The organism is uncultured Mucilaginibacter sp. (genome assembly GCF_903913935.1).
In the GTDB taxonomy this organism is placed as follows: domain Bacteria; phylum Bacteroidota; class Bacteroidia; order Sphingobacteriales; family Sphingobacteriaceae; genus Mucilaginibacter.
The window spans coordinates 1-13569 of the sequence record NZ_CAIWNH010000129.1 but is presented as its reverse complement, the minus strand read 5'-3'; the positions used below and the strand labels follow the sequence as shown (position 1 = coordinate 13569).

The following is a 13569-nucleotide window of genomic DNA, read 5'->3' as shown; positions in this document are numbered from 1 at the left end:
GGGTAATTTGTCATAACTCAACTGGCCCGAATTTTCGTCCGTCATTTTACTCACGTTCATCAACAGCGTATTCATTTTGCTTCCGTCCTTGAGCGAAACAATAGCCAATTTTTCAAAATAGCGCGTGGTAATAATAGCAAATTCGTTTCCCAGCAGGTTATAAAATCGTTTTTTTAAGTCGGTACCTGTTTCGGCCTGTATTTTGTTAAAGAGTTGCCCTTCTTCTTTCTTATAGCCCGCTTTCGCATACCAGCCTGAGAGGTTCTTGCTAAATGAAAGCGGATTTGACACTGCCAGATTGGTGCTGTAAGCAGTTGTTGAAGGAAAAATATCCTTTAATTGGTTGTTGAAAGGCTGTTGGTTGGCAAAGAGGTTTAAGTAACTGATCGCCTCGTTTACCTGTACTGTTGTTTCACCATTAAACATTAAAGCGTCCGTTTTGTAGTTTAAACTTAATGCTGAATGCCCGGAGAGCAAACGAAAACTTTTAAAAATGTCAGTGTTTTTATTCCTGAAAAGGCAATCAAATAATGGGTCAAGCTCGCTGTAGTTGATGTATATGCTGGCAAGGGAGTTGGCGTTTTGCTGTTCGGATAGTAATGCAAACGATGGGGCGGGATCGATTTTTTTTATGGAAGCTACTTCATTTATCAGTTCTTTTGAAAAGCTGCCAGAATAGTTGTTAAATTCATCTTTGACCAGGTAGAATCTTTTTTTTAGCGCATTTATATACAATGTGTAGCCCTTTTTTGTACCTGCCTGCAGTGGTGTGACCAATATACCATTGCCCGGTTGTTTTGCTAACTGATCAAATATCGCCGGGTCGAAATCAGCCGACGCCGGCACCGTAATCAGCAATTCGATGTTTTTTGTTTGTGTTGGATGAACGGAAACAAAAACATTTTGCCCCGAAAAATATTTACTTAGCAGTTTGTTTTGAAGTAATTGTTGTCGTAGGGTATCTAATTGGCCAAGTGCCTGCTTTCCGGTAACCGCCGCGAATAATTGATTGCCTTTAAAGATATCGTAAAAACTTGAATCATTATTGAACTCAAATATAATGGACGCATTACGGGGAATGGCGTGCATTACCCGGCTGGTATTTGATCCGGGCGGATTTAAATTCTTAAAGTAAACAACCGTTACATAAGCGGTAGCTAACAACAAAATAAAGGTAATAATCAGGTGTTTTTTCATCGCTTCCTGCTATACAAAGGTAGCTTAAATTTGGGTGGTTCATCGGGTTACTTGTCAATATTAAATAGGGAAACAGAATAATAACAAATCTTTGCAAGCAAAACCATAAATTGCTAAAATCATTAACTTAGCCGTTTATTGTAAACATGAAGAGAAGAATAATTATCACTGCAGCCATATTTGGAATGCTTGCAGTTATTGCCGGCGCATTTGGCGCACACGGTTTAGAGGGAAAACTATCAGCGAAAAACTTGGAGGTATGGCACACGGCTGTGCAGTACCAGTTTTATCACACTTTTGCGCTGATCTTTTTATCCACGCTAACGCGTTTTAAAATAAGGCTTGTTGGTCATTGCTATATCCTTTTTACTTTAGGTATTGTCTTGTTTTCCGGTTCTTTATATATGCTTTCCTGTAAAGAGTTGATTGATTGGTCGTGGTTGCCCATCCTCGGCCCGATAACACCAATTGGCGGCGTCCTTTTTATAGCAGGGTGGGTGTGTCTTGGTGTCGCCGCTTTAAAAATAAAATAATTTGATGTTAGAATTTGCTGAACAAAGCCGTGCAGATCGGGAAACACTTTTTGTTGAAGTGATATTGCCATTGGCAATTGCTAAAAACTATACCTACCGGGTCCCTTTTGAAATGAACGCTGCGGTGGCTGTGGGAAAAAGGGTGGTGGTGCAGTTTGGTAAAAGCAAACTTTATACAGCGATAATAGCATCTGTAGGGAATCTCGCCCCTGAAAAATATGAGGCGAAGTACGTGATCGAATTGTTGGATGATCGCCCGTTAGTTACGGCTGCGCAGATGCAGTTTTGGCAGTGGATGGCCGATTATTATATGTGTACTATTGGTGAGGTGATGAATGCAGCCCTGCCTTCGGCCTTAAAACTGGCCAGCGAAACCCGGATCATCCTCAATAAAAGTTTTGAAATTGACCGCTCGGCATTACATGACAAAGAATACCTGATTGTTGAGGCGCTGGATATACAGCCTGAGCTTACGGTTAGCGATATTGTGAAGCTGCTGGGGCAGAAAACAGTAATGCCGATACTAAAAGTGCTTTTTGAAAAGAATATCATCCATATTTCTGAGGATATAAGCGAAAAATACAAACCCCGCACCCGCACATTTATTACTTTAAATCCTGTTTATCATCAGCAGGAGAGTTTGAAGGAATTATTCCTGATTCTTGAAAAACGGGCGCCTAAACAGGCTGACGCGGTGCTTGCTTATATGAAACTGGCGCGCCACCAAAAAGCGGTCACCAAAAACGAACTTGCCGAGGAAAGCGGCGCGGGGGCGTCGAGTATAAATTCCCTGTTAGAAAAAGAGGTGTTTATTGCCGAGGAAAAAAACGTAAGCCGTTTGTTTTACGAAGATCAATCGATTTTTGACAGTTTCGACTTGAGCGATCAGCAAACTGAAGTGTTAAGCCAGGTAAGCGATGAATTTAAGCAAAAGGATGTGGTGCTGCTGCATGGCGTAACTTCCTCCGGTAAAACGCAGATCTATATCCGGTTGATAGAAGAAATGATGAGCGCCGGCCGGCAGGTATTATATCTACTGCCCGAAATTGCCCTTACCACCCATATTATTGAAAGGCTCCGCCAATATTTTGGCGCCAATATTGGCATTTACCACTCCCGTTTTAATGATAACGAGCGTGTGGAGGTTTGGCAAAAAGTATTGAATAATGATTATAAAGTGATACTGGGTGCGCGTTCATCGGTGTTTTTGCCGTTTCACGACCTAGGTTTGATCATTGTGGATGAAGAACATGAAACATCCTATAAACAATATGATCCCGCCCCACGCTATAACGCCCGCGATGCCGCTATTTTCCTGGCAAATATGCACAAAGGGAAAGTTTTGCTGGGCTCTGCTACGCCATCGTTTGAAAGTTATTATAATGCCCGCCTGCATAAATATGGCTTTGCCGAATTGACCGAGCGCTATGGAGGCGTTAAGATGCCCGAAATTGAAGTGGTAAGCATTGCGGAGGAAACAAAGAAAAAAACGATACAATCGCATTTTACGAGTGTTTTGCTGGCGGATATCAGGCAGGCGCTCGAAAATAAGGAACAGGTAATCCTGTTTCAAAACAGGCGTGGCTATGCCCCTGTGCTCATGTGCAAGATCTGCGCCTATACGCCCAAATGTATCAATTGTGATGTAAGTTTAACCTTCCATAAAACTAGTGGCAAACTACATTGCCATTATTGCGGATATAAAGAAGATGCGCCAAATATTTGTCCTGCCTGCGGATCAACACACTTGGAATATAAAGGTTTCGGTACCGAAAAGGTTGAAGATGAGCTGGCGTTGATTTTACCGGAAGCACGCATTGCCCGGATGGACCTTGATACTACGCGGTCCCGCAATTCGCTTCAGCTGCTACTCAATAACCTGGAGGAAAAGAAGATCGACATCCTGGTAGGTACGCAGATGGTGGCTAAAGGGCTCGACTTTTCGGATGTTACGGTCATCGGTATTATCAATGCGGATAGTTTATTGAAATTTCCGGATTACAGGGCCAATGAGCGCAGCTACCAAATGCTGAGCCAGGTGAGCGGCAGAGCCGGGCGGCGTGGTAAGCAGGGCAAGGTAGTAATACAAACCTATGATACTACACACCGGGTGATCCGGCAGGTGATTGAGAGCGATTATACCGATCTTTATTTTACCGAAATGGAAGAACGAAGAAGCTTTAAATACCCGCCGTTTTACCGCATTATTAACCTTGGTGTAAAACACAAGGACCCCGAAATGGTCAACAACCAGAGTATCTACCTTGCAAAGGAACTACGCAAGCATTTTGGCGACAGGGTAATAGGGCCAGAATATCCCTTAGTGAGCAGGATCCGAAATTACTATATCATGAGCATTATGCTGAAATTTGAAAAGGAAGCCGATTCTATCAATAAAGCAAAGGTCATTATACGGGAGGTCATTACCCAGTTTCAAACCACCAAACTCAGTAAGGGGAGCATCGTGCAACCCGATGTGGATCCATACTAGTCTGAACACGATTTATAAGATTTTATTGATGGTAAAGATTTAAGATTTTTATATGACGGATTTTAATATAAATGACTTAACGCACAAGATAATCGGTTGTGCAATGAAAGTACATAATAACTTAGGAAATGGGTTTCAGGAGGTTATTTATCAGAGGGCCCTTGCTATTGAATTCAGGATTGCAGGTATAAATTATGAACGGGAAAAGGAAATGTCAATTTATTATTATGATGAACTGATAGGAACAAGAAGAGCCGTTTTTTTGTTGAAGAAAGTGTGATGGTCGAATTAAAAGCGCTCGAAAAAATAGAAGATATTCACAAAAACCAGGCAATAAATTATTTGGAAGCTTACAATATCGCCGATGGTTTATTGATTAACTTTGGCGGCTTGAGCTTGGAGTTTAAAAGGGTTTTTAACAATAAGTTGGTTAAACCGCAAGATCGAAAATCTTTTTAATCGTCCAAATCATATAAATCGTGTTCAGACAAAAATGGCAATTAAATACGTTGACGGATACAGAGATAAAGGCCTTCGCAAGGCATTAGTTGAGGAGCTAAGAAAAAAAGGGATCGAAGACGAAAAAGTACTCGAAGCCATGGGCAAAGTACCCCGCCACTTTTTTTTTGAAGAAACTTTCAGGAACCAGGCTTATAAGGACATTGCTTTCCAGATAGGTGAGGGGCAAACCATTTCGCAGCCCTACACGGTAGCTTATCAAACCCAATTGCTACACATACATAAAGACGATAAAGTACTTGAAATAGGTACCGGAAGCGGTTACCAAACTTGTATTTTAGCAGAGTTAGGCGCCAAAGTCTATACCATTGAACGGATAGAAAAACTACACTTGCAAGCCAAAGAACTGTTGCACGAAATTGGCTACAAAGCCCGCTTTTTTTGCGGCGATGGCTCAAAAGGCATAGCAAACCGTGCGCCGTTCGATAAAATCATCGTTACTGCCGGTGCACCAACTGTACCTGATGAATTAGTAAAACAACTGAATATCGGCGGGATATTAGTGATCCCCGTAGGCGATCAAAAATCCCAAAAAATGGTTACTATACTGAAGACAAGCGAAACAGACTATGAGAAAATTGTTTTGGATACCTTCAGGTTTGTACCGCTGCTAGGGGATAAGGCGTGGTAGGCGACCCCCCGACCCCCTAAAGGGGGAGCAGAAAAGGAACAAGTCCGCTGATGTTCCCCACTTTAGGGGGTTAGGGGGCTTATCCTTTCATCGCTCTGTCCATCTCCACCTTCGTATCGCGTTCCTTCATTGTTTCGCGTTTATCAAAGGTCTTTTTACCCTGGGCCAGCCCGATCTCCAGTTTGGCAAATCCGCGCTCGCTGATGAACAGGGCAAGGGGGACAATAGTCAGGCCCTTTTCTTCGCCCCGCGTTTGGAGTTTTTTTAATTCTTTTTTATTGAGAAGAAGCACCCGGTCGCGTTTGGCTTCGTGGTTATAAAAGGAGCCGAAGCTGTATTCGGCAATGTGCAGGTTACGGACGTACAGCTGATCATTAATGAAAGTGCAAAAGGCATCGTTTATATTGGCTTTGCCCTGGCGGATGGATTTAATTTCGGTGCCCAGCAATTTTATGCCCGCAATATATTTATCCAGTATATGGTATTCAAAATAGGCTTTTTTGTTTTTTATGTAGATGTTCTGGTCCATTTGCTGCAAATATACGGGAATTTATTTTGACAAGAATTCTACGAATAAAGACGAATGGACACAAATGAAGTGGGCGCGAATATAGTTGACAGGAATTTCACGAGTTGGGACGAATGGGTTTTATTTGTGTCTGTTCGTGAAATTCGTGCCTGTTATTTAACGGCTTGGTTGTGGTTTAACCACCAGCACCGGTACATGAACCTTATGGCGAACCGAATCAACGGTTGTACCAAAAATAAGGTCTTTTAATACCTTGTGCCCGTGCGAACCCATTACTAAAAAGTCAATTTTTTCTTCAGCAACGATTTGTGCGATAGCACTTGCGGCCCTGCCGAATCCCATATGGGCATTGGCCTTGTAACCTAGTTTTACTATAGCCTCGGCATATTTTTCAAGATTGTTTACGTCGCTTTGCGTTTCGTGGTCCATTACTTCGGTGCCGTAATACCTGGCGCCTGCCGTCTCTACCACATGGATCAGCGTGTACCTGGCCTCTTTTCCTCCCTGCATTATAGCATGCCTGATACAGTCGCGGTCGTTTTTCGAAAAATCAATACTTACGCCAATGTGTTTGTAGGTAATGGGCTTAATTTCATGAATGGTTGAAGCAAGGCCGTGGGGTACCCGGGCCGGCAGGTCGTGGTGTTTAAACAATAGCGGCCTGAAAAATACATAAAGCAGCAGCACAGCGATAGCTGCAATAAGCGGGATCACCAAAACGTAGATCCAAAAATGGGCCGAAGGGTATTCTTTAATCCAGTCGAGCAGCTGGTCAAAAACAAGCTTCGCATTTAGTGCGACTATTAAAGCGGCGCTTAACCAGGCCACAATCTTTACTTTTAAACTGATAGCAAATTTACCCATTCGTTTTCGGTTTGAGGTAAAGTGGATCAATGGAATAACCGCAAATCCCAGTTGCAAACTTAAAACAACCTGGCTTAAAATGATCAGGCTGCCCAGGCCTGAATCGCCAAAATATAAAATAGTTAAAACAGCGGGGACAATAGCCAGGAACCTGGTTAATAGACGGCGCAGCCATGGCTCAATCCGCAGGTTGATATGCCCCTCTAAAATGATCTGGCCGGCAAGCGTGCCGGTGATAGTTGAGCTTTGACCAGAGGCGATCAATGCGACGGCAAATAAAGTTGGTGCCAGCGGACCAAAAATATGCGCCAGTAGTTTGTACGCGTCCTGGATCTCAGCAACTTTAAAATACCCGTTACTGAAAAATGCACCGGCAGCCAGGATCAGGATGGCGGCGTTAACTATAAACGCAAGGTTAAGCGCGATCACTGTATCAAACAAATTGAATTTTATGGCTGATTTGATACCTTCATGTGTTCGCACAATTTGCCGGGTTTGCACCAGGGAAGAATGCAGGTACAGGTTATGCGGCATCACCGTTGCGCCAATAATACCTATGGCAATGTAGAGCATGTTTTGACTGATCACATCCCCTTTAAATAAGTTATTTGGTATAAATCCTTTTGCTATTTCCAAAACATCGGGCCGAACAATAAACATTTCGATCAAAAACGACATTCCCATAATGAAGATCATCGACATGATGAAAACTTCCAGCTTGCGCATGCCTTTGTTCATCAAAAATAGCATGAGCACCGTATCTGTAAGGGTAAGTGATACGCCCCAGATGAGCGGCAAATGAAAAAGTAATTGTAAACCGATGGCCATACCGATCACTTCGGCAAGGTCGCAGGCGATGATGGCAATTTGAGCGAGGATATACAGGCAAAAATTGATGAAACGGGGATAGGCATTTTTCGACGCTTGCGCAAGGTCAAGCCCGCGCACAATACCCAGCCGGGCACTTAATGATTGCAGTAATAAAGCGATCAGGTTGGATGCAAACAGTACCCAAATCAACTTGTAGCCAAAGGCGCTGCCGCCGGCTATGTCAGTTGCCCAGTTGCCCGGGTCCATATAGCCAACGCTTACCAGGTAGGCAGGGCCTATAAAAGCCAGCAGCCTGCGCCAGCCCAGTTTATTTTCGGTGCCGATGGAACTGTGAATATTACCTAATGATTTGTTAGGGGTATTTGTATCTTTCATAGCGCGATCAATAAGTTATTGGCCACCTCGCGGCTGATTTGTATCGTATTATCTTCGGTATGTAATACCATGGAGTGGTCAAATTCAATGATCTCGGCAACGGTAACTTTTTTGCCGATAGTGAGCGACTGTTTTTCGAGGTATTGTAAATAAGCCTTTGAATGATCGCGGACGCCGCAGATCACCCCGCCTTCATTTATACCAATTGAAGAGACCGGCTTTAAATTATGGATTTTAAACAATCCGTTACAGTCAGGTATCGGGTCGCCATGCGGATCAAATTTGGGGTACTCCATAAATTTATCCAGGCGGTCGATGAGTTCGTTCGATGAGATATGCTCTAATTCTTCAGCCATTTCGTGCACCTGGTCCCATTTAAAATCAAGCTTTTCCACCAAAAAATATTCCCACAACCGGTGTTTGCGGATAATATTTACGGCGATCTTCTCACCCGCGGCCGTGAGCGAAACGCCCTGGTAAGGCGTGTAGTTGATCAGTTCCTTCTCAGCCAGTTTTTTGAGCATATCTGTTACCGATGATGCTTTGGTATTTAGCAGGGCAGCCAACTGGTTTGTGCTCACGCTGGTGGCATTTACCGACAAGTGATAAATGGACTTTAAATAGTTTTCTTCTGCTAAAGTATTCATTTAAGCAAATCTAATAATATATTTAGACAAGTCTAAATTTCATTGCAAATAAAAATATATTTTTGTTAAAATAGATTTTTGAGAAATTTTATTTGGTAGATTAAGTAATATCCTATATTTGCCTGTATCATGGCTGCCGAATTAGACAAAATAGACCTTCAGATACTGAAGATATTACAGGAAAACGGAAGGATAACCAACCTTCAGCTTTCCAACGAAATCGGGCTTTCGCCCGCACCTACACTGGAACGTGTGCGCAAGTTGGAGAACGCGGAATATATTAAAAGCTATCATGCTTTAGTTGACGAGGAGAAACTGGGCCTGGGGATCAAAACCTTTATCCAGATCTCGCTTGATTTTCATCAAAAAAATACCATCCAGACTTTTATCGATGAGATCAAAAACATCAAGGAAGTTACCGAATGCCACCACGTAACCGGGCAATGCGACTTTTTACTGAAAGTTTATGTGCGGGATATCAAATCGTATGAACAACTCATTATGGAAAAGATCAGCCGCATAAGCGTTGTAAAAACTTTCCAAACGATGATGATCATGTCGACCAGTAAGAAGGAGCCGATAGTGCCGCTGGAATATTAGCCCCCCGGCCCCCTAAAGGGGGAGCAGAGAAACATATTAAAAATATTTGTCGTCTATTCCCCCTTTAGGGGGTTAGGGGGCTATCTGCCAATCAATGGGCTTTTTACCTTCTTTTATCAAAATATCATTCGTTTTTGAAAACGGCTTCGAGCCAAAAAAACCACGGTCAGCTGAAAAAGGTGATGGGTGAGGCGATTTGATAATATGATGTTTGGTTTTGTCGATGAGTTCGGCTTTAGCCTGGGCGAATGCTCCCCACAGGATAAATATGATCCCCTCTTTTTTATCGGAAATGGTTTTGATCACCTGGTCGGTAAATTCTTCCCAGCCTTTTTTCTGGTGTGAGCCTGGTGTGCCTGCGCGTACGGTAAGGCTTGCGTTGAGCAGTAGTACGCCCTGTTCGGCCCATTCAGTAAGGTTGCCGTGGTTGGGTGTTATAAAGTCCGGTATATCGGTATTGAGCTCTTTATAAATATTCCTTAACGATGGTGGGATGGTGATACCTTTTTGTACCGAAAAAGACAAACCATGCGCCTGGTTTTCGCCGTGGTAAGGGTCCTGGCCGAGGATCACCACCTTTAATTCCGAAAAAGGCGTTTTCCAGAAGGCATTAAAAATATCTGCTTCTTTTGGGTATATTTTATTGCCGGCGTCTTTCTCATTTTTAAGGAACTGCTGCAGCTGAACCATGTAATCTTTGCCAAACTCTTCGCTTAAAACCTCCAGCCAGCCGGGCTCTAATTCTATCGCCATAAATATTTTAAAAATGTTGATTTAGCGTACAAATAAACGGATATTTGCAAACTAATTTATATAATTACTAACGATGTCAAATATAGTAAGGTTAATTATTGCCTGTGTAGTTTTAGGGGCCGCAGTGGCACTCTGTGCGTTTGGATTTTGGGGCTGGGGTATATTGGTGCTGTTTTTAGGTGGCTTTGTGTTGTTAAGCTACTTTTTTAATGAGAACATGATATTGGCCCAGTGGTTTTTACGTAAAGAGAACCCGGACAAAGCCGAACAATGGCTGCTAAAGGTAACTGATTACGAAAAACAATTGAACAAAAGCCAGCATGGTTATTATAACCTGTTGATCGGCTTGATCGAAACCAGGAAAGCGCCGTTAAAGGCTGAAAAATATTTTAAGAAAGCCCTTTCACTGGGGATGAAAATGTCTCACAATACAGCATTAGCAAAGCTTAGCCTTGCGGGTATATCCATGGCTAAACGTAACAAACGCGAAGCGCAGATGTATTTACAGGAAGCTACAAAGGATGATAAGAACAAATTGCTTACCGAGCAGATCAAAATGATGAAGAGCCAAATGGCACAGATGGATAAGCAACAGGTAGTAAGAGGCGGATATCGCCAATTTTAATAGAATAGTCCGAAAGTCAGTAAAGTCCGAAAGAAGCTGCAACTGTCGTTAAACTAAATTTTATAGAAGCAAGATAGACGTTTAGCAACGCGTTTTAATAAACATACCGGAGGCGCAAATAGCGCCTCTTTTTTTATCCTGATTCCTGGTTTTTTATTCCTGGCTCTTGCCTTATTTTTCTTCAATTGAACTGAAGTAATCAGGCTCGGAAGAATGATTTTGATTCGGTGCAAAATGCCTTTCCTGCGTAAAATAGCCATCTTCTGATGGGTTGGCCACCTCCACCATTTTTAACAGGCTCCTGATAAAGGAAAGGTTAAAATTACTCCTGTTAAGTTTTATCAGGTATTCGTTTTCGGTTATCTCGAGAATTGAATTAGTCATAACTTTAGTTATAAGTGTTTATTGCAATAATAAACAACCTATCCAATACTCAAGTGACAGCAAAATTATCCTTTCATTAACAAATTGTTATTAAAAGGCTGATTTGTTGCGATTTATTTTTGTAGAGACGCATTACTTTGCGTCTATCTTATGTCCCCGGAAGCGATTTATTAGAGGCGCAAAGTATTGCGCCGCTTCGGATATTATGCAAACCAGGCCATCACCACTTCTTTCGCAGGCATGGTAATTTCCAGTTTTAATTTCTTGCGCATACCGCCCAAATCGTTAAATACTTTATTGGGATTGGCTGCTTTTAGCTCCTCAACCGTATTGAAGCCCATTTTATTGAGTACAGGTACCCATTCGGCAGGTACGCCGATATTGGTAAAATCTTCGGCGGTAGTAACCCTTGCTTTTTTCTCGGGGCGCATTTGAGGGAAGAACAATACCTCCTGGATGGTGCTCTGGTTGGTCATCAGCATCACCAGCCTGTCGATACCGATACCCAGACCGGACGTAGGCGGCATACCGTATTCAAGCGAACGTAAAAAGTCGTCGTCCATGGCCATGGCCTCGTCATCACCGCGACCGGCAAGGATCAGTTGCTCTTCCAAGCGTTCACGTTGGTCTATCGGGTCGTTTAGTTCCGAATAGGCATTGGCTATTTCTTTGCCGTTTACAAACAGTTCAAAACGCTCCACAAGGCCATTTACGCTGCGGTGTTTTTTAGCCAGCGGCGTCATCTCGATCGGGTAATCGGTAATATAGGTAGGCTGGATCAGATTGGCTTCCACTTTGGCGCTGAAGATCTCATCGATCAGTTTGCCTTTGCCCATGCTATTATCTACTTCGATCTCCAGTTCGGCGCAGGTTTGGCGAAGGGCGGTTTCGTCCATAGCCGATACGTCGATACCTGTATATTTAAGGATAGAATCGTACATGGATAGTTTTTCATAAGGCCCCGCAAAGTTGATCTCGTTGGCGCCAACCTGTACTACGGGGATGCCATGTACTGCACGGGTTACTAATTCCAAACATTCCTCTACCATGGCCATCATCCAGTTATAGTCCTTATAGGCCACATAGATCTCCATACTGGTAAATTCCGGGTTATGGGTGCGGTCCATTCCTTCGTTGCGGAACATCTTGCCAAACTCATAAACGCCATCAAAACCGGCAACGATCAGTCTTTTTAAATACAACTCATTAGCGATACGCAAAAACAACTGCATGTCTAATGTATTATGATGCGTTGCAAACGGACGCGCCGCCGCGCCGCCATGTACGGGCTGTAATATCGGGGTTTCCACTTCCAGCCAGCCCTGTTTGTTAAAGTAATCGCGCATGCTGCTGATCACTTTGGAGCGCTTGATGAAGATCTGTTTAAATTCAGGGTTAACGGTAAGGTCGACATAGCGCTGGCGGTAACGTTGCTCCGGATCAGTGAACGCATCGTGAATATTGCCTTCCTCATCGCGTTTTACGATAGGCAGAGGTTTCAAAGACTTTGACAAGAGTGTCATTTCCTGCACATGAACTGATATTTCGCCGGTTTGCGTTAAAAATACATAGCCTTTAACGCCTACAAAGTCACCGATATCCAGCAGTTTTTTAAATACGGTATTGTACAGGGTTTTATCCTCGCCGGGGCAGATATCATCACGTTTGATATAGATCTGGATGCGGCCAGTTGAATCCTGCAGTTTGGCAAAGGAAGCGCTACCCATAATATTGCGGCTCATGATGCGGCCGGCAATGGTTACGGATTTATAATTGTCAGGAAACCGCTCAAAATTATCGGCTATTTCTTCTGCGGTGGCGGTAACTTTATATTCTTCGGCGGGATAGGGGTTAATACCTAAAGCACGAAGCTGTTTTAATGATTCGCGGCGTAAAATTTCCTGTTCGGATAGTGCAATACTCATATTTTTATTAAAGCTCCAAAGGTAGGGATTTAGTCGGAAAGTTCGAAAGTCCGGAAGGCAGTAAAGTCCGAAAGTTAGGAAAGTACAAAAGAAAGCGTTTGATGAAAAGTGCTTTCGAGGCTAATACTGGTCTTTTAATGAAAAGATATGAATTGCGTTGTCTCTGACTTCGTAGATTATGCGATGAACATTGTTAATTCGTCTTGACCACATTCCTGTAAAATTATGTTTAATTGGTTCAGGTTTTCCAATTCCTTCAAACGGGGTTTGTTGAATAGATTGAATCAGCGCTAATACTCTTGCTTGGATTTGTTTTTGACCAGACTTTTTCCTAAATTTTAAATCATCTAAAGCCTTAGGCTGATAAACTATTTCCATAAATCATCAATGGGGATTTTAACCCCTTTTCCGTTTTTCATATCTTTTCTACCCTGTTCCAGTTTTTCAATAAGATATGAATTTCTGGTAGGAGAAGACCTCCCTATAAGCTCAGCAATAAAACCGGTAAGGAAAAGCTGAGTGCCTATAATCATAGCTGTAATAGCAATGTAAAAATAAGGACTGGTAGTAATTAAAGGAGCTCTGAGACCGCTAAATACTGCAATAAGCTTTTCAATTCCTAACCATAAAGCAGAGATTAAGCCTATAAAGAAAACAATTGTCCC

The 13569-nt window shown here is 42.7% G+C and carries 13 protein-coding genes and 2 pseudogenes; 6 read left to right on the top strand and 9 right to left on the bottom strand.

What is annotated here, in order from left to right; translation table 11 throughout:
- On the bottom strand, nt 1-1197 hold a 1197-nt coding region (locus QZY09_RS04875; RefSeq protein ID WP_295668912.1), incomplete at its 3' end, for a hypothetical protein.
- A 146-nt stretch (nt 1198-1343) separates the two neighbouring features.
- Between QZY09_RS04875 and QZY09_RS04870 the strand changes: the two genes are divergently transcribed.
- The 4 genes and pseudogenes from QZY09_RS04870 to QZY09_RS04850 all read left to right on the top strand — a co-directional run bounded on the left by QZY09_RS04870 (nt 1344) and on the right by QZY09_RS04850 (nt 5371).
- Nucleotides 1344-1730, top strand: coding sequence for a DUF423 domain-containing protein (locus QZY09_RS04870; protein ID WP_295668910.1), 387 nt, complete (start codon nt 1344-1346; stop codon nt 1728-1730).
- A 4-nt stretch (nt 1731-1734) separates the two neighbouring features.
- Complete coding sequence (priA, locus tag QZY09_RS04865) at nt 1735-4221, top strand: primosomal protein N' (protein WP_295668905.1); 2487 nt, start codon at nt 1735-1737, stop codon at nt 4219-4221.
- 52 nt (nt 4222-4273) lie between these two features.
- Nucleotides 4274-4680: pseudogene (locus tag QZY09_RS24680) on the top strand (GxxExxY protein).
- A 34-nt stretch (nt 4681-4714) separates the two neighbouring features.
- Entirely contained in the window at nt 4715-5371 is a 657-nt protein-coding gene (locus QZY09_RS04850; protein WP_295668899.1) for a protein-L-isoaspartate(D-aspartate) O-methyltransferase, read from the top strand.
- Between the two features lie 79 nt (nt 5372-5450).
- On the opposite strand, the gene smpB is transcribed toward QZY09_RS04850, so the two are convergent.
- The 3 genes from smpB to QZY09_RS04835 all read right to left on the bottom strand — a co-directional run bounded on the left by smpB (nt 5451) and on the right by QZY09_RS04835 (nt 8617).
- Complete coding sequence (smpB, locus tag QZY09_RS04845; RefSeq protein WP_096351658.1) at nt 5451-5900, bottom strand: SsrA-binding protein SmpB; 450 nt, start codon at nt 5898-5900, stop codon at nt 5451-5453.
- A gap of 156 nt (nt 5901-6056) precedes the next feature.
- Entirely contained in the window at nt 6057-7970 is a 1914-nt protein-coding gene (locus tag QZY09_RS04840) for an Nramp family divalent metal transporter (protein ID WP_295668895.1), read from the bottom strand.
- Nucleotides 7967-8617, bottom strand: a complete 651-nt coding sequence (locus QZY09_RS04835; RefSeq protein WP_295668893.1) for a metal-dependent transcriptional regulator — start codon at nt 8615-8617, stop codon at nt 7967-7969. The genes QZY09_RS04840 and QZY09_RS04835 overlap by 4 nt, the downstream gene beginning before the upstream one ends.
- 129 nt (nt 8618-8746) lie before the next feature.
- Between QZY09_RS04835 and QZY09_RS04830 the strand changes: the two genes are divergently transcribed.
- Entirely contained in the window at nt 8747-9217 is a 471-nt protein-coding gene (locus QZY09_RS04830; protein WP_096351663.1) for an Lrp/AsnC family transcriptional regulator, read from the top strand.
- A 72-nt stretch (nt 9218-9289) separates the two neighbouring features.
- Here QZY09_RS04830 and ung read toward each other — a convergent pair whose 3' ends face one another.
- Nucleotides 9290-9970: a uracil-DNA glycosylase gene (gene ung, locus QZY09_RS04825; RefSeq protein ID WP_295668887.1), complete on the bottom strand. Its 681-nt coding sequence runs from the start codon at nt 9968-9970 to the stop codon at nt 9290-9292.
- A 73-nt stretch (nt 9971-10043) separates the two neighbouring features.
- Between ung and QZY09_RS04820 the strand changes: the two genes are divergently transcribed.
- Nucleotides 10044-10595 (top strand): DUF2892 domain-containing protein, encoded by a 552-nt coding sequence (locus QZY09_RS04820; RefSeq protein ID WP_295668883.1) that lies wholly within the window; start codon nt 10044-10046, stop codon nt 10593-10595.
- A 171-nt stretch (nt 10596-10766) separates the two neighbouring features.
- Here the strand turns inward: QZY09_RS04820 and QZY09_RS04815 are convergent, their stop codons facing one another.
- From QZY09_RS04815 to QZY09_RS04800, 4 genes and pseudogenes are all read right to left on the bottom strand, one after another.
- Entirely contained in the window at nt 10767-10979 is a 213-nt protein-coding gene (locus QZY09_RS04815) for a hypothetical protein (protein ID WP_096351667.1), read from the bottom strand.
- Nucleotides 10980-11182: 203 nt separating this feature from the next.
- The gene (gene lysS, locus QZY09_RS04810; protein ID WP_295668876.1) at nt 11183-12904 is read right to left on the bottom strand and encodes a lysine--tRNA ligase; all 1722 of its coding nucleotides are present in this window, start codon (nt 12902-12904) and stop codon (nt 11183-11185) included.
- A 120-nt stretch (nt 12905-13024) separates the two neighbouring features.
- Complete coding sequence (locus QZY09_RS04805; RefSeq protein ID WP_295668873.1) at nt 13025-13282, bottom strand: Txe/YoeB family addiction module toxin; 258 nt, start codon at nt 13280-13282, stop codon at nt 13025-13027.
- Nucleotides 13273-13569 (bottom strand): annotated as a pseudogene (locus tag QZY09_RS04800) (hypothetical protein); the annotation flags it as partial. The gene QZY09_RS04805 and the pseudogene QZY09_RS04800, both read right to left, overlap by 10 nt.